Here is a 16795-nt window from a genome sequence, read left to right on the forward strand (position 1 = left end):
CATTAAAATACAAACGATCATTGTGTCCCTTCATTCGGGATATTTTGTTTCATTAATTTGTATTGTGCCGCCTCCTGTCCAGATACTAAAGCAGGAGGTTTTATATTGGAAAAAAATACATCTGCACCAATAAACCAAAAGCAGTCCAACATATTTTCGAATCCTGTCTTTCGTGCAATCATTTTTTCCGGATTATTTTTGCAAATAGGGATTTGGGTCCGGAATTTTGCCGTTTTGTTATTTGTCATGGAACAAACAAACGGAGATGCCTTTGCGATTTCAATGATTTCCGTGGCGGAATTTGCTCCCATTTTTATTTTTTCATTTATCGGCGGTACATTTGCAGATCGCTGGAGCCCTAAGAAAACGATGGTGTGGTGCGATATTTTAAGCGCAATATCCGTATTTGCGGTGCTTATCGCCCTTATCTTCGGAACGTGGAAGATCGTGTTTTTTGCCACTTTGATTTCGGCGATCCTTTCTCAATTTTCCCAGCCATCAGGCATGAAGTTATTTAAGATGCATTTGCCGGAAAGCCAAATTCAAACAGGAATGTCCGTGTATCAAACGGTATTCGCCGTATTCATGGTATTAGGACCCATTCTCGGTACATTTGCTTTCCAATCGTTTGGAATCAACATCTCAATAGCGATAACTGGTGGAGCGTTTTTACTTTCAGCTGGTGCCCTTGCATTCCTTCCGAAAGATCGGAAATTGGATCAAGAAAACGGTAAAACGACATTATGGCAGGAAATGAAAAGCGGAGTGAACTACGTGCTGCGAAAAAAAGAACTGAGTCTGCTTGGATTATGTTTTCTTGGAGCCGGCCTTGGCCTTGGCTTCATTCAGCCGCTTTCCATTTTTCTTGTTACCGAGCGTTTAGGGCTGCCAAAAGAAAACCTGCAATGGTTATTCATGATGAATGGCATTGGAATGATCTTAGGCGGAGCAGGTGTGATGATCTTTGCCAAAAAGGTGGCACCACAAAGGCTATTAGTCCTTGGCATGTTTATAAATGCCATCGGATTGGCGGTATTGGGGCTCTCGACAAACCTTTGGGTCACACTTACAGCGGAGTTCTTTAACGGACTTATGCTGCCTTGCATCCAAATTGGGATTAATACCCTAATATTACAGCGGACGGAAGGGGCGTTCATCGGGAGGGTCAATGGAATATTAACCCCACTATTCACTGGCTCGATGGTATTGACCATGAGTTTGGCTGGCATGTTGAAAGAACAATTTTCACTTATTGCCATGTTTGAAACGGCAGCTTTCTTTTTTATTCTTGGGATGGTTTGCATTTTGCCATTATACAACCAAAAGGCGGAAACGAAACCTTTGGAAATTCAGTAGCTGAAATAAACGGTAAAAGCAGGGAGCATGCTCCCTGCTTTTTTCAATTTGCTTCTTCCTTCAAAAAGTTCCTGCCCAATATTATTTGGCATCTGGAAATTTTGTTAGATATTTTTAAGCTTTATTACATAAAATAAATAGCAAATCCTCTTCGTAACGAACTCAAACGGATTATGAAAATGTATTCGTTGGTTCATTAAACCGTAATAAAGCTTTCCGAACATTTCAGCTAAGAATAAAGGGCAGGGAAGGGTTGATAAAAATGAAGACAGAACTTAAATGGACAGGGGAATTGGCATTTGCCGGATCCACCCCGTCAGGACATGAAATAAAAATGGACGCGGCAGAAGATGCAGGGGGCAGAAATAGTGGAGCGAGGCCAACAGAGTTCCTTTTACAATCCCTTGCAGGCTGTACAGGAATTGATATCATCATGATCTTAAAAAAAATGCGTTTGGAACCGCTTACTTTCCAGATGGAGATTGAAGGGAAGAGGGCAGATGAGCATCCTAAACGATTCACGCAATATAGTATCCATTATTCATTAGAAGGGGAGCTTCCCGAAGATAAAGTGGTACGCGCCATCCGGTTATCGAAGGATACGTACTGTTCAGTCTATCACTCCTTAAATGCACCCATAACAGTAAGCTATTCCATTAATGGAATTAAAGGGCAACAAAAAGTATAAATTATCGACTTATAGGTAATTACGCTGCAAATAAGCTCTTGGGATGCCACTTCTCCATAGCTCTTGAGTTTCCGCTTCAAGGGCTTTTTTGCTGCTTTGACACTTTCATGCGTACATAATTCAAATTGATTAAATATTTGTGTTATTAATTCTTTAGTTTTCCCCTATAACTTGTTAGTATGATAGTATTGCCAAGACAAATCTTAGGAGTGATGGAATATGAGTGTACATAAGGCCATTACGTTACTTGCCCACAAGCAAAATCAGGAATTCACTGAATTTTTGGTTTTAGACCAGAAGCGGGAAAGCTATATTCAAGAAGCTGTAATATTATGTAAAGATGAAATGGAATTTTCAACAGATTCCATTAACCAGGTCACCATGCAAATTAATGCGCTGGCAAATGAAAGATTAATACCTACTCGTAAACTGGTTACCCCGGAAATGATCCGTTCCTATGTGGGGACATTGGTATAAGCAGCACAATTTAGGTAGTACACTGCTTTGAAACGTCTCAAAGTCTAACACTCATTATAATGGGTGTTTTTTTTGTGAAATACTTCGATATAAGTATCAAGATAGCCAGCAGCAACGTTTACTCTTGCTTTGTATATCGGTTGGCATAGCTTGAGGCAACAAAAGCATTAGGTTTGATTTTCGGCTCCACTCCCATCGATTCCATCCTAGCGATCATTTCATTTACGAATTCACTTGTTTTGTTCCGTTTTCCAATCCCGATATCAATGTGTCCCTCCATAGTGAACGTGGCTCCTTGATAGACGGAGGGCAGAACAATATCGATTAACTGGTTTTTTCTTTCTTCGGTAAACATGGAAACGATCTCCTCTGTTAACGACAATTCATAAGAAATGCGTTCATGTAAGTGTGTCATCCTTCTAGGAACCATCACTTTCCTTATACAACCCCAAACACCATTCCCAACCTGCCGAATCACGATGCCAGTTATGAAAACTGTATGTTTTTTATGTACCTGGGAATCGGTTCCAACCATTAGACGAAAGTTACCAGCTGGATTTAATTTCATGAACTCCACAATACGATTGAAGACGGCTTCAAATGACATGCTTTTTTCCTGGAGATTTTGAAACGGAATGTTGTAAATTGGAGATTGTCTCATATAGCAGCACCCAACCTTTCTCCGACTATTCATACCGATTAAAAAAAATCTACTTGCTCCCTTACATATAGCATATGAAGAGGAGCTTTGTTTCGTGCAATAAGAAGAACCAATCCACAAATAACGGAGTCGTCATCATTAATTCAAGAAAATAACTATACTTATTTTATCTTTCAAAAAAAGTATGTAATGTTTTCTTACATAAACAAAGAAATCTTGCTTATTTAAGCGTAAAATAAGCGAATATACAATTTATAAAGTATTGGAGAGATGAAAAATGAAAATATCTGAATTGAAAAGAAACGGTCATGCTCCGTCCTTATTAGCGTCATTCCTTTATTTTGATATCAGTTTCATGATTTGGGTATTATTAGGAGCACTTGGTGTCTATATTACAAAAGATTTCGGTCTTTCCCCAGCTGAAAAAGGTTTTGTTGTAGCTATTCCCATATTGGGCGGCTCGTTTTTCCGGCTTGTTCTCGGTTTTTTGACAGACCGCATCGGTCCCCGCAAAACGGCCATCGGAGGGATGCTTGTTACGATGATACCACTTTTTTGGGGATGGTTGTTCGGAGAGAATTTAGCAGAACTTTATATAATTGGGATTTTACTCGGAGTGGCAGGTGCAAGTTTTGCAGCAGCACTTCCTATGGCCAGCCGTTGGTATCCCCCTCACTTGCAGGGCCTTGCGATGGGTATCGCAGGAGCTGGTAACAGTGGAACTCTGTTTGCGACATTATTCGGACCGCGTATTGCAGAGTCCATTGGCTGGCATAATGTGATGGGGTTAGCATTGGTTCCTTTAACCATCGTGTTTGTCATTTATATTTTTATTGCAAGGGACGCGCCATCTCAACCACCGGCAAAACCGATCAAGGAATATTTTAACGTTTTTAAAATAAGGGATACTTGGTACTTCTGCATTCTCTATAGCGTTACTTTTGGGGGATTTGTTGGGTTTACAAGCTTTTTAAGCATCTTTTTTGTTGATGAGTATGGGTTATCCAGAGTAAGGGCCGGGGAGTTTGTCACATTATGTGTCATCGCTGGAAGCTTCTTTCGACCTGTTGGAGGATTAATTGCCGATAAAGTAGGCGGAGTTAAATTACTTATGTTTTTATTCATTGGACTCACATTATGTATGTTAGGCATTAGCTTCCTATATTCTTTTACTGTCGTTACGACCTTACTTTTTCTCGGCATGCTCTTTCTTGGTATGGGCAACGGAGCGGTGTTTCAGTTAGTTCCACAGCGATTTTCTAAAGAAATTGGTTTTATTACTGGCATCGTTGGGGCTGCCGGAGGTGTAGGTGGTTTCTTGGTTCCTAACATACTTGGAACGTTAAAACAGATGACTGGAACCTATGCTACAGGTTTTTTAGTTTTTTCAGCAATTGGAATCATGGCCTTCATGATCTTGGTTTTAGCTCAGCTTTCATGGAGAAAAACGTGGGTGCTTGGAAAGGGTTCAGTTAAGATATAAATTTTCATTACGTGTCGGGGGGATAAAATGAATAAACAAAAACTGGTCTTAGTAGGGAACGGTATGGCCGGATTGCGCTGCATTGAGTCGATTATCAAAAATGATCCACATGCTTTTGAGATTACGATTTTCGGAAGTGAGCCACATGTTAACTATAATCGAATCTTATTATCGTCTGTGCTGCAAGGCAAGGCCTCATTTGAAGATATCGCGATAAACGAACGGAGCTGGTATACGAAGCATAATATCCTATTGTACACGGGAGAAACGGTAGTGAAAATCGATAAAGAGACTCGGAAAATAAAAACGGACAAAGAACGGGAAGTTCACTACGATAAGCTCATAATTGCCACAGGTTCTGTCCCGTTTATTCTTCCAGTTACCGGTTTTGATAAACAAGGAGTTATTGCCTTTCGGACGATTGAAGATTGCCAAAAGTTAATTGAAACTGCACGGATGTATAAAAAAGCAGTCGTTATTGGAGGAGGTTTATTAGGGTTAGAAGCAGCGAGAGGGCTGTTAAACCTTGGCATGGAAGTGAAGGTCGTTCATATTTCCGGTCATATAATGGAAAGGCAGCTTGATTCGACGGCATCACTGTTGCTTCAAAAAGAGTTGGAAAACCAAGGTATGGACTTTCTTTTAAAAAAGAAGACACAGGAGATAATCGGTAATGAACGTGTAGAGCGAGTCCGTTTTAAGGACGGAACCGAGCTGGAAGCCGATTTAGTGGTCATGGCGGCGGGAGTCAGACCGAATATACAATTGGCAAAAGAAAGCGGTATTGATACAAATCGTGCCATTGTTGTAAACGACCATTTAGAAACAAGCATCCCAAATATTTATGCGGTTGGCGAATGTGCGGAACATCAGGGCATTGTTTACGGACTGGTGAAACCCCTCTATGAACAAGGTGAAGTGCTGGCAAAGCATATTTGTGAGCGAAAATGCCACGGTTACCAAGGCTCTGTCCTATCGACCCAGTTGAAAATATCAGGAGTTGAGTTATTTTCTGTTGGAGATTTCTTAGGTGATGAAACAACGAAATCCATTACAGCTTATGATGAAATAGATGGTATGTATAAAAAAGTGGTCTTTCAAGGAAAAAGAATAATAGGTGCGGTTCTGTATGGAGATACAAAGGTCAGCTCACGATTACTGGATCTGATTATAAATCGGCAAGAAGTATCGTCTGAGGAAAGAGGGGTGCTTTTTCACTCAGCACAAATGAGTGAAGGTGAAATGGCAGCAATGGACAATCATGAACTCATTTGCAATTGTAATGCTGTTTCTAAAGGGGCAATCATTGATGTTGTTCAAAATAAAGGATTAACCACAGTGGAACAAGTTAAACAATGCACAAAGGCATCCGGTTCTTGCGGTGGGTGTAAGCCGGCAGTGACCGAACTATTGGCATATATTCAAAGTAATCTTACTGATGATACAAAAATACAAAAGATAATGTGCTCATGTACGACTTTAATGGAAGATGAAGTCGTGTATCAAATTCAGCTTCAAAACTTAACATCTGTTCAAGCCGTGATGGATGTACTCGCATGGGGAAATAGAACTGGTTGTGCAACATGCCGGCCAGCCCTGAGCTATTACTTAAGAATGATTCATCCTGAATACGAGATTGAGCAGGAAACGCTTTACATAAACGAACAAAAGAATGCAACCGTTCAAAGTGATGACAGATACTCCGTTATCCCACAATTGTACGGTGGTATGACGAATGCGAAAGACTTGCGAAAAATTGCAAATGTTGCAGATAAATATGATATAGCGCAGTTGGCCATAACAAGCGACCAAAGGATTCATTTAATGGGTGTAAAAAAAGAAGATCTACCAGGTGTGTGGACCGATTTAGATATGCCGTTAAGCTCGAAATATGGCAATACCGTTCACAACGTCAAAACTTGTATTGGGGAACATGTTTGCTCTTGTGATAAACAGCAATCCCTTTTACTTGCTGTAAACTTGGAAAAAAAATTCGAGCATCTCTTAACACCTTACCGTATAAAGATGGGCATATCTGCTTGTATGCATAATGGTGCAGGATCAACAACGAAGGATATAGGTGTTATGGGTATGGACAGGGGCTGGGAAATCTATGTGGGAGGAAGCAGCGGGCGTAATGTACGTGCCGGTCAACTGTTATGTGTAGCCTCTACTAATGAAGATGCAATCGAAACCATCATCGGCTTTATTCAATATTATCGGGAGACAGCCAATTATTTAGAGAGGACTTGGCAGTGGATTGAACGAGTGGGATTAATTCATGTTAGGGAAGTATTATTCGATAAAGAACTCAGTCAGCAACTGTCACAACGGTTTGAAATGGCATAGCTCAGAGAAAGGAGCAAGTACGTTTACATGCACGTTAAGGCATACGGTAAAAGCAAGGAGAAAAGGATCCAAAGAAATCCATGAGTAAAGGGTGGGAGACTTGACAGAATTACTATTAAAATATTTCCGTATGAAGCAAATCGAAGTCCAATCAGAAAAAAGGTATGATACACAATGCCCGTTTTGCAGCGTGCAATGTAAAATGCAGTTGCTGGAACAAACAATCGTTTCAAGAAAAAAGTATATGACCATTGGTCAAGATAATCCAACCTCAGAGGGGCGCTTATGCATTAAAGGCATGAATGCACACCAGCATGCATTGCATAACGATCGAATTAAATACCCGTTACTTAAAAAAAATGGTGAATTTGTTCGCATTTCTTGGGACGAAGCCTTACACCACATTAAGAAAAATTTCACTAAGATTCAAACGGAAGATGGTGTAAATGCTCTATCTGTATACGGAAGTGCCTCCATTTCAAATGAAGAAGCATATTTGCTCGGCAAATTTGCCAGAGTTGCATTAAAAACGAAGCATATAGATTATAATGGCCGTTTGTGCATGTCCGCAGCTGCTTCGGCAGCAAGTCAAACATTTGGTATGGACAGGGGCCTAACTAACAGTCTATCAGAGATTCCGTACACAGAGTGCATCATTTTGGCGGGTACGAATATTGCGGAATGCCAACCTACCATCATGCCGTACTTTGAGAAAGCAAAAGAGAATGGCGCATATATCATTGCTGTAGATCCGCGAGAAACAGCAACAACGAAAATGGCTCACTTACATCTAAAAATAAAACCAGGGATGGATGCCGCCTTGGCAAACGGATTATTGAAAGTGATCATTGAAGAGGGTTTTATCGATGAAGCATTTATCCGGGAACGAGCAAATGGCTACAACGAAGTTAAAGAGTATGTTAGATCTTTAAGGTTGGAGGATATTGCAGAAATGACAGGGGTTGCTAGCAACCAAATTAGGATGGCAGCTGCCATGTTCGGGAAAGAAGAATCCGGGATGATTTTTACAGCAAGAGGCGTTGAGCAGCAAACAGATGGTTCTGCTGCTGTTCGTAATTTTCTTAATATTCTTATTGTTACCGGAAAAATCGGAAAAGTGAATTCGGGTTATGGTGCCATTACTGGACAGGGAAATGGGCAGGGTGCAAGAGAGCATGGCCAAAAGGCAGATCAACTGCCTGGGTATCGTATGATCGAAAATGAGGAACACAGATTACATATAGCCAGTGTATGGGGAATCAATGAGGCTGAGTTGCCACGTAAAGGTGTCTCAGCATTCGAGATGATCGAAAAAATAAATGAAGGAGAAATAACCGGCATGTTTTTAATGTGCTCTAATCCCATTGTCTCTAACCCTAATGCTAACTTTGTCAAGAAGGCTTTGGGAAAATTAAAGTTTCTGGTTGCAGTGGATATGTTCGTTTCTGAAACTGCTAGATTGGCAGATTTAATCCTACCCACGTCTTCTTATTTGGAGGATGAAGGAACAATGACAAATGTAGAAGGACGGGTAACATTGCGGGAAGCAAGTTTTCCACCACCGGGGGAAGTGAAGCATGATTGGCAAATCATTTGCGATATAGCAAAAGTTCTTGGCAAAGGGGAGCATTTCAACTTTCTAACTGCAGAAGATATTTTCAACGAATTAAGAGTGGCAAGTCGCGGGGGCGCTGCTGATTATTATGGGATAACGTATGATCGATTAAGAAAAGAAGGGGGCATTTTGTGGCCATGTCCAACCATTGACCATAAAGGGACAAAGCGGTTATTCGAATCGTCTTTTGCACATACGGATGGCAAGGCGGCCATGGCTGTGGTCAATAATTTGCCTCTTGTCCCAAAAGAACAGCCATGTACGGATTTTCCGTTGTATTTAACAACAGGAAGAATCATGTCACATTATTTAACGGGAGTTCAAACGAGAAAAAGCTCATCACTGGCGGCAAGAAATTTCGAATCCTTTATGGAAATCCACCCGGAAACAGCCAAGAAATATCATATTCCAGACAATGTATTGGTAAAAATCGAATCAAGGCGGGGAAGTATTGTTGTAAGAAGCAAATGGGCAGCAACCATTCGCCATGATACGATATTCGTTCCATTTCATTGGGCGGACTCACAAAATGTCAATAACCTCGTTTCACAGGATTTAGACCCGACATGTAAAATGCCTGGCTTTAAAGTCAGTGCTGTAAAAGTACAACCGATAGTTGAGTTAACTTCTAATTAATCAGAAAGAGACTGTCCACTCAGTTTGGATTTCAGATGAAGTTTGCATAACTAACAAAAAAGGAGAAAAATCATGGAAAAGGGTAAGGTCTATATTGTAGGAGCTGGACCTGGTGATCCAGATCTAATTACCATCAAGGCAACCAAGTGCATCGCAAAAGCGGATGTTATCTTGTATGATCGATTAGTCAATCGTGAATTGCTTTTATACGGAAAAACTGAAGCTGAATACATTTTTTGCGGAAAAGCGCCCGGTAAACATTGTGTCTCTCAAGAGGACATTCATTCATTGTTAATTAGTAACTCATTAGAAGGAAAAACAATCGTTCGTCTAAAGGGGGGAGATCCTTTCATCTTTGGACGAGGCGGTGAGGAAGCGGAAGTGCTAGTAAAGCACGGAATTCAATTCGAAATAGTTCCTGGAATCACAGCTGGAATCGCTGCGCCAGCATATGCAGGAATTCCCGTGACGCACAGGGAATGGGGGAGTTCCTTCGCGATTGTCACAGGACATGGTGTGACGGGCAAACCTGATAACATCAACTGGAACCATTTGGTACATGGTGTTGACACTCTTGCTATTTATATGGGAATCAAAAACCTTCCTTATATCTGTGAACAACTACGCTCCTGCGGAAAGAAGCCTGAATCGGCTATTGCTGTCATTGAACAAGGAACGACAGGTTTTCAACGAACTTTTACAGGGACAATTGATACAATAGTAGCCATTGTTAAAAGAGAGCAAATTGCCAATCCTGCCATGATTATCATAGGAAAAGTGGTGAATTTATCCGAAAACTTATCATGGTTTCCTGAGAAAGTAAACGATAGGCAGTTCACTAGATAGCTTGACTGTAATGAAAATGGAAAACTGGACACTTAAGATATCATGCCCAGTGTAATAATGTTACTTATTTTTTAGAACTGCATAGTATTGAAACCGTGATCTGGGATTATTTAAATATGAAATCTGGGTATGGAATTGGATAATCATACCGAACTCTTAGCGAAAATCAATTGCGTAAGCCAAAGTGTGCATTTAATTGGCCCTGCAACATTTTTTTTCGCATGTTTTCTTGTTCAATTTTTTTCTTTTCTTTTAATTTTTCCTGTCTAATTTCATTGGTTTGCACACCATCTTCTATTTTATCGGCGATTTCCACTAATGCCTTGACATCCGAAAAAGAGTATTTGCGGTTACCTCCTTTAGACCTTTCGGGAAAAATGAGCTTTCTTTCTTCATAATAGCGGATTTGTCTTTCCGAAAGTCCGGTTAACTCCCTGACTACTCCTATGGATATTACTTTTCTGTCTAAATACGATTCTTTTTGCTGGACGATGAAAATCACCTCATTTGAGATTTAGTTAGAATAGTAAGTATTATATCTCAATTTTCTGAATATTTGTTATAAAATCTAACATTTATAACAAATTTACAAAAAATATGTTAGATTATATAACACGCTTGTTGTTATACATTTTGTCCTCGCCTATAATCAAGCACATAATCCTTTCAAAAAAACGTAATTGGAGGACATAACATGACGAAGAAGAAATTGGTACTCATCGGGAATGGCATGGCAGGAGTCAGATGTATAGAAGAAATTTTGAAAATAAAACCAGATAGGTTTGAGGTGACTGTTTTCGGAAGTGAACCACATCCGAATTATGATAGAATTCAACTTTCCAATGTATTACAAGGTGCTACGACAATAGATGAAATGACAATAAATGATTGGAACTGGTACAAAGATAACAATATTACACTTTTTTCAGGTGAAACCGTCACGAACATAGACACCACTAAGCATATCATTTACTCAGACACGAATCGTGAAGTGGGTTATGATCAATTAATTTTAGCTACCGGATCAATTCCTTTCATTCTACCGATAAAAGGGGCTGATAAAAAAGGAGTGACCGCCTTTCGAAATATTGAAGACTGCGAAAAAATGATTGGATATTCGAAAAGCAAAAATAAAGCTGCAGTCATTGGAGGAGGATTACTAGGTCTTGAAGCGGCCAGAGGGCTTTTGAATCTAGGTATGCAGGTAGATGTTATCCACCTTTCGCAATATTTGATGGATAGGCAACTTGATCCAACAGCAGGAAAAATGCTGCAAAGGGAACTTGAAAGCCAAGGAATGAATTTTTATCTTGGGAAACAGACGCAGGAGGTTGTAGGTGAGATTGATGTAAAGGGATTACGTTTTAGTGATGGAGAGGAAATAAGTGCAGATTTAGTGGTCATGGCAGTTGGGATTAAACCAAATGTTGCAATGGCCCGGAATTGCGGCATCCCTGTTAATCGAGGAATTATCGTGGACGATTATATGGAGACAAGAATCCCTAATATTTATGCTGTTGGTGAATGTGCGGAGCACCGAGGGATGGTGTATGGTTTAGTCGCCCCCCTATATGAACAGGGAAAAGTATTGGCCAAAAGTATTTGCGGGATGGAAGGCAAACCTTACGAGGGTTCAGTGCTGTCTACTAAGTTAAAAGTATCTGGTGTTGATGTATTTTCAGCTGGAGAAATTTTTGAGGATGAACATACTAAATCAATCAAGGAATTTAATGAATGGAATGGTACTTACAAAAAAGTAAGTATTCGGAATGGGAAAATTTCTGGTGCGGTATTATTCGGGGATACAAAAGAAAGCAATAACCTATTGAGCATGATTAATAAAAATGCCGACGTTTCCGAATATTTACATGTTGGAACAAGTGAACCGAGTGTTAGTCTTGTCAGTTCGATGTCACATGAAGAAATCATCTGTGGTTGTAATGGAGTAACGAAGGGCGATATTGTGTCGGCTATTGAATCTAAAGCTTTAACAAGTATTGATGAGGTAAAAGGCTGCACAAATGCTTCAAGATCATGCGGTGGTTGTAGACCGTTAGTCGGTGATATTCTCGAACTGACATTAGGCGCTGATTTCAGTAAGACAAATCAGAAGGAATCGATATGCACCTGCACCACTTTATCCAGAGATGAGGTTGTTGCTGAAATACGCGAAAAAAGTCTGACCCATACTCGTGAAGTCATGAATGTTCTCGGCTGGAGTACAAGTGATGGATGCTCGAAGTGTAAACCGGCACTGAACTATTACTTAGGCATGATCTATCCTGTTGAATATGAAGATGAAAAAGAATCTCGCTTTGTCAATGAAAGATTACATGCAAATATTCAAAAGGATGGTACATTTTCGGTTGTGCCCAGAATGTATGGCGGCGTCACTAATCCTGATCAATTACGGAAAATAGCAAATGTTGCCGACAAGTATAATGTTAAGCTACTTAAGGTTACAGGCGGACAAAGAATAGATATGTTCGGTGTCGAAAAAGAAGACCTTCCAAGTGTATGGGCTGACCTTGATATGCCTTCTGGATATGCATACGGGAAAACGCTTCGGACTGTGAAAACATGTGTCGGTGAAAACTTTTGCCGCTTTGGCACCCAAGATTCAATCGGGCTAGGCGTTGCCCTGGAGAAGAAATTTGAACGTGTAGGCACGCCGCATAAGGTTAAGATGGCTGTGTCGGCATGTCCTCGTAATTGTGCTGAATCAGGTATTAAAGATCTTGGTGTTGTCGGAGTTGACGGTGCATGGGAAATTTATATCGGCGGCAACGGAGGTACCCACTTAAGAGCTGCAGAATTATTATGCAAAGTGAAAACAAGTGATGAGGTAATTGAAATTACCGGTGCATACATTCAGCATTACAGAGAGACTGCCAATTATTTAGAAAGAACGTCTGTCTGGGTCGAACGTGTAGGGTTCGATGTCATTAAAAATGTTATGGGTGATAAACAAAAAAGGATGGAGCTTAATCAACGGTTAAATGAGGCCTTATCAGTATTGCAAGAACCGTGGAAAGAAATCATTGATAGCAATGTAATCCAAACCGGGTTTTTTCAAAAAGTGAAAATTCCAGCTATATCAAATAAATGAATAGGGGGGAAGCCAAAATGGGGGAAACGCTTCAAAAGATCAAGGTTTCAGCAGTAAATGAGATGCCAAAGAATTTGGGAAAAACCGTAACCATAGGCTCTCATGAAATTGCTCTTTTTCATTTAGCAAATGGTGAATTCCGAGCCATTGAAAATCGTTGTCCACATAAAGGCGGCGTTCTGGTTGAAGGCATCGTGAGTGGTGATCACGTCTTTTGCCCGATGCATGACTGGAAAATCAATGTTACGAATGGAGAAGTCCAAAAACCTGATAATGGCTGTGTAAAGACATTCAATGTTGAAATAGAAGACGATAATGTTTATATTGTTTTATAAAAAATATAGATAACTCACTCACTGGATAGTCTATTGGACTATCCATTTTTTCTTTGTGAAGCCATGAATTAAATTACCTTGACGAATTAAATTGATAAATATTACCAAAACAAATATAATTTCTAGTAAAGGAAGGCTGGATTAAACGAAATGAATGTAACGATTACAACTAGAGATGTTTATAAAAGATTAGGGGAAAGGTTGGCGTTCTTATGAACAAATTATCTGTTGGCGTTTTTACCTTTATGCTGTATTTTGTTCCTTTATCAAGTACACCTGGATTAGCAGAAGTAAAACCAGATTACAAGCTTTATGTGATGGCTCCATTAGGTGAAATAACGGATTGGAAGGCATTTGAAGCAGAGCTGATTCAGCTGAAGGATCATGGAGTCTATGCCATAACGACAGATATATGGTGGGGGTTGGTCGAGAGTAAAAAAGATAATCAGTTTGATTGGTCCTATTATCAAAAGTATGGAGAAACAGTGAAAGCTTCCGGTTTAAAGTGGGTACCCATTTTGTCTACGCATCAATGCGGAGGTAATGTGGGGGATGATTGTAATTATCCCATCCCGAGCTGGCTCTGGAGTAAAGACACTGCAGAAAACATGGCATTCAAGAGTGAAAGTGGTTTCTGGAATAAAGAAGTGCTTGCTCCTTGGTGGGAAGGTACAGCCAATCAATACAATGAATTGTATAAATCCTTTGCAGAGAACTTTGCTGATAAGAAGGATCTAATCGCAAAAATATATCTAAGTGCGGGACCAGCTGGGGAACTAAGATACCCCTCTTATCAAAATGCTGATGGCTGGGATTATCCTGAAAGGGGACAGCTCCAAGCTTATACAGAAGGAGCAAAACGGGATTTCAGGCTGACCATGAAAGAAAAATATTCAACAATAAAAAAATTAAATGCCGCTTGGGGCAAATCATATAAAAACTGGAAGGAGATACAACCGCCAGAAAACGGGGATGAATTTTTCATCAAGGGCGGAGCAATCGATACACAATATGGAAACGACTTCATGCAATGGTATCAAGGAGCGCTTGAAAAGCATCTTGCCAAAATCTCCAAATTTGCCCATAAACATTTCGATAAAGTGTTCAGCGTCCCCATTGGTGCCAAGATCTCAGGAGTCCATTGGAAAATGAATGATCCAATCATGCCGCATTCAGCAGAGTATAGTGCCGGGTACTATAACTACTCCCAATTATTGAATCAATTCAAGAAATCAAACATGGCCCTTACGTTCACCTGTTTGGAAATGGGAGATCAAGACGCACATGCAGCACCTTACTATAGTGCCCCTAAAACGTTGGTTGCCCAAATTGCTGAATTAGCGAATGAAAAAGGGATTTCATTAAACGGGGAAAATGCACTACCGGTTATCAACAATGAAGCGGGCTTTGATAATATAGCGGAAATGGTTTTTAACTATGATTTTGACGGTTTCACTTTCCTAAGGATGTCGTATTTATTCGATGATAAAGGAAATCCCACAGCAGAATTACGAATGTTGGCGAATAAGTTGGAAGGCAGATCGATTCCAGTTACCTTCACCGTTGAAAATGTCCCTGCTACACAGGGTGTTTTCTTAATTGGTGATAGAGGAGAAATCGGAAGGTGGAATCCGGTCGATTACGAATACAAGCTCACTCAAAATAAAAAGGGCAGCTGGAGAGGGACCTTTCGTTTAGCCGCAGATCGAAATTATCAATTCAAGTTCGTCATGAAAGATGAAAATGGTAAGATTACGTGGCAACAAGGTCCGAATAAAAGCATTAAAACTCCAGTGACTGGCAAAGGAACTTATAGTTCCTCCTGGTAATAGGTTCTGCTAACCTGGCCTAATATATTGCTGCCTATGAGGCACGTAATCTAAATGTAAATCGTTTGTCATTGGAATGCTCTTGATGCTCGGCGTTTATCCATATACACTTTAACTAAGATTGAGGAGTGGATAAGTTGAAAGAAATAACAATGGATCAATTAATTTTTAAAGAGCATTTATCGATGATCGAACAATTTTCATTGAAGGATTTCATGTTTAAGTGGCTCGGTAGTCCTGATGAAGGGTTGGATGACTTACTTCCGCTTACGTACACAGACCAAGGCTTTGCGAAAATGGAAACGACAAGGGAAACTAAAATTACCATTAACGGCGATGAAACGTTCAGATATGTCACCATTACCAAAGATAATCAAATAGTAATGGGTGGTTTATCCAGAAATCAAGAGATGACCTTCCGGATTATGTCTTTGGAGGAGCGTTTGGGAGGCTACTAAAGGGCTGAACGTGTATCTTATAAGCAAATAATATAAAGCCATTGCTAACATAATTGGAACCGTAGGCAAACTCGATAATAATGGAGTTTGTCTACGGTTTTTAGCTTTCTGAGTTTTGACCGTATCATTGCACTGCAGGCGCTCCCTATCCAGACCAGAGCCGGTCCTTGAGCCTCCTTAGACTTTCAGCCTGTGGGGTCTCAAGTAGACGCGCATTTCCCGCTGGTGTGTCGCCCCCTCTGCTTCATTCCACTGTGCTTGAGAGCAAAGATAGAGTCTCCATAATTTTTAAATAAGGTGAAGTAATCCTTTTTATAGGTAAATCTTATTTAAGTATCGATTTTCCACTCCAAGTCTTTGCAAGGCATCCAATTACATATCTAAATTTTGTACTTCTGTACTGAAACGAGCATAACCCAAAATCAACCTTTCCATCTTCTTAAGACTGATTGTACAACGTTTTAGCACCAAAGAGGGTTCCTGTTTTTAAGAACGTAACTATGTTTTTAGGAATGTTAAAATTGAAAAGTATGCTATGGCAGAAAAGGGAATGCAATAAAATGTACTTAAACTAGCACAGCAGAAGATCTTAAAAAGTTGCGTTTAAACACAACAAGAGGCAATTTTGTGGCTAAGGTTACATTGAGGTAATTATCTTTACTGACTCTATCATTACCCTATTATAATAGGGTTTTTTTCATTGTTTATATAACAATGAAGATAGGTTTGGTGATTTATTATTCAATATGTGGTTTCTTTGTTCAAAGATCCACATTAATGTTCTAATGAACTCTTTTGATCTTCTTAGGTGGAGGGAATTTAGAGAGTTGAATGTTAAACCAAATCAATTATTGATTTTGGTTTTTTCCTATGCAACTAAATGGGCAGGTTAGCATTCCTGTAGATCGTTAAATATCAGGTTTGAAAAAAATAGAGCCCCTCAGTAAGATACG

Annotated in this window: 13 protein-coding genes; 11 read left to right on the forward strand and 2 right to left on the reverse strand. The window is 39.9% G+C overall.

Annotated elements, in window-relative coordinates:
* Positions 1–129: 129 nt before the first annotated feature.
* From ASU00_RS21100 to ASU00_RS21110, 3 genes are all read left to right on the forward strand, one after another.
* Positions 130–1356 (forward strand): MFS transporter, encoded by a 1227-nt coding sequence (locus ASU00_RS21100; RefSeq protein WP_057915445.1) that lies wholly within the window; start codon positions 130–132, stop codon positions 1354–1356.
* 262 nt (positions 1357–1618) lie between these two features.
* Positions 1619–2044 (forward strand): OsmC family protein, encoded by a 426-nt coding sequence (locus ASU00_RS21105; protein ID WP_057915432.1) that lies wholly within the window; start codon positions 1619–1621, stop codon positions 2042–2044.
* A 219-nt stretch (positions 2045–2263) separates the two neighbouring features.
* Positions 2264–2521, forward strand: coding sequence for a DUF2533 family protein (locus tag ASU00_RS21110; RefSeq protein WP_057915433.1), 258 nt, complete (start codon positions 2264–2266; stop codon positions 2519–2521).
* Positions 2522–2639: 118 nt separating this feature from the next.
* On the opposite strand, the gene ASU00_RS21115 is transcribed toward ASU00_RS21110, so the two are convergent.
* On the reverse strand, positions 2640–3182 hold the full coding sequence (locus ASU00_RS21115) for a ribonuclease H-like YkuK family protein (protein WP_057915434.1): 543 nt from the start codon (positions 3180–3182) through the stop codon (positions 2640–2642).
* Positions 3183–3459: 277 nt separating this feature from the next.
* Between ASU00_RS21115 and ASU00_RS21120 the strand changes: the two genes are divergently transcribed.
* From ASU00_RS21120 to cobA, 4 genes are all read left to right on the forward strand, one after another.
* A complete protein-coding gene (locus ASU00_RS21120) occupies positions 3460–4665 on the forward strand; it encodes a nitrate/nitrite transporter (protein WP_057915435.1) in 1206 nt (401 codons plus the stop codon).
* Between the two features lie 27 nt (positions 4666–4692).
* Positions 4693–7014, forward strand: coding sequence for a nitrite reductase large subunit NirB (nirB, locus tag ASU00_RS21125; protein WP_057915436.1), 2322 nt, complete (start codon positions 4693–4695; stop codon positions 7012–7014).
* Between the two features lie 100 nt (positions 7015–7114).
* A complete protein-coding gene (gene nasC / locus ASU00_RS21130) occupies positions 7115–9265 on the forward strand; it encodes an assimilatory nitrate reductase catalytic subunit NasC (protein WP_057915446.1) in 2151 nt (716 codons plus the stop codon).
* Between the two features lie 72 nt (positions 9266–9337).
* Positions 9338–10111, forward strand: coding sequence for a uroporphyrinogen-III C-methyltransferase (gene cobA / locus ASU00_RS21135; protein WP_057915437.1), 774 nt, complete (start codon positions 9338–9340; stop codon positions 10109–10111).
* Positions 10112–10277: 166 nt separating this feature from the next.
* On the opposite strand, the gene ASU00_RS21140 is transcribed toward cobA, so the two are convergent.
* On the reverse strand, positions 10278–10604 hold the full coding sequence (locus tag ASU00_RS21140; protein WP_057915447.1) for a MerR family transcriptional regulator: 327 nt from the start codon (positions 10602–10604) through the stop codon (positions 10278–10280).
* 201 nt (positions 10605–10805) lie between these two features.
* On the opposite strand from ASU00_RS21140, the gene nirB (ASU00_RS21145) reads away from it, so the two are divergent.
* The 4 genes from nirB (ASU00_RS21145) to ASU00_RS21160 all read left to right on the forward strand — a co-directional run bounded on the left by nirB (ASU00_RS21145) (position 10806) and on the right by ASU00_RS21160 (position 15842).
* The gene (gene nirB, locus ASU00_RS21145) at positions 10806–13220 is read left to right on the forward strand and encodes a nitrite reductase large subunit NirB (RefSeq protein WP_057915438.1); all 2415 of its coding nucleotides are present in this window, start codon (positions 10806–10808) and stop codon (positions 13218–13220) included.
* 17 nt (positions 13221–13237) lie between these two features.
* On the forward strand, positions 13238–13555 hold the full coding sequence (gene nirD, locus ASU00_RS21150; RefSeq protein WP_057915439.1) for a nitrite reductase small subunit NirD: 318 nt from the start codon (positions 13238–13240) through the stop codon (positions 13553–13555).
* Between the two features lie 212 nt (positions 13556–13767).
* Entirely contained in the window at positions 13768–15384 is a 1617-nt protein-coding gene (locus ASU00_RS21155; RefSeq protein ID WP_057915440.1) for a family 14 glycosylhydrolase, read from the forward strand.
* A 137-nt stretch (positions 15385–15521) separates the two neighbouring features.
* Positions 15522–15842 (forward strand): hypothetical protein, encoded by a 321-nt coding sequence (locus tag ASU00_RS21160; RefSeq protein ID WP_057915441.1) that lies wholly within the window; start codon positions 15522–15524, stop codon positions 15840–15842.
* Positions 15843–16795: the final 953 nt, after the last annotated feature.

Source organism: Peribacillus muralis, from assembly GCF_001439925.1.
Taxonomy (GTDB): domain Bacteria; phylum Bacillota; class Bacilli; order Bacillales; family DSM-1321; genus Peribacillus; species Peribacillus muralis.

Coding starts and splice junctions, on each gene's coding strand:
- ASU00_RS21110 (WP_057915433.1), top strand. CDS start 2,264: ATGAGTGTACATAAGGCCATTACGTTACTTGCCCACAAGCAAAATCAG.
- ASU00_RS21115 (WP_057915434.1), bottom strand. CDS start 3,182: ATGAGACAATCTCCAATTTACAACATTCCGTTTCAAAATCTCCAGGAA.
- ASU00_RS21120 (WP_057915435.1), top strand. CDS start 3,460: ATGAAAATATCTGAATTGAAAAGAAACGGTCATGCTCCGTCCTTATTA.
- nirB (WP_057915438.1), top strand. CDS start 10,806: ATGACGAAGAAGAAATTGGTACTCATCGGGAATGGCATGGCAGGAGTC.
- cobA (WP_057915437.1), top strand. CDS start 9,338: ATGGAAAAGGGTAAGGTCTATATTGTAGGAGCTGGACCTGGTGATCCA.
- ASU00_RS21155 (WP_057915440.1), top strand. CDS start 13,768: ATGAACAAATTATCTGTTGGCGTTTTTACCTTTATGCTGTATTTTGTT.
- nirB (WP_057915436.1), top strand. CDS start 4,693: ATGAATAAACAAAAACTGGTCTTAGTAGGGAACGGTATGGCCGGATTG.
- nirD (WP_057915439.1), top strand. CDS start 13,238: ATGGGGGAAACGCTTCAAAAGATCAAGGTTTCAGCAGTAAATGAGATG.
- ASU00_RS21105 (WP_057915432.1), top strand. CDS start 1,619: ATGAAGACAGAACTTAAATGGACAGGGGAATTGGCATTTGCCGGATCC.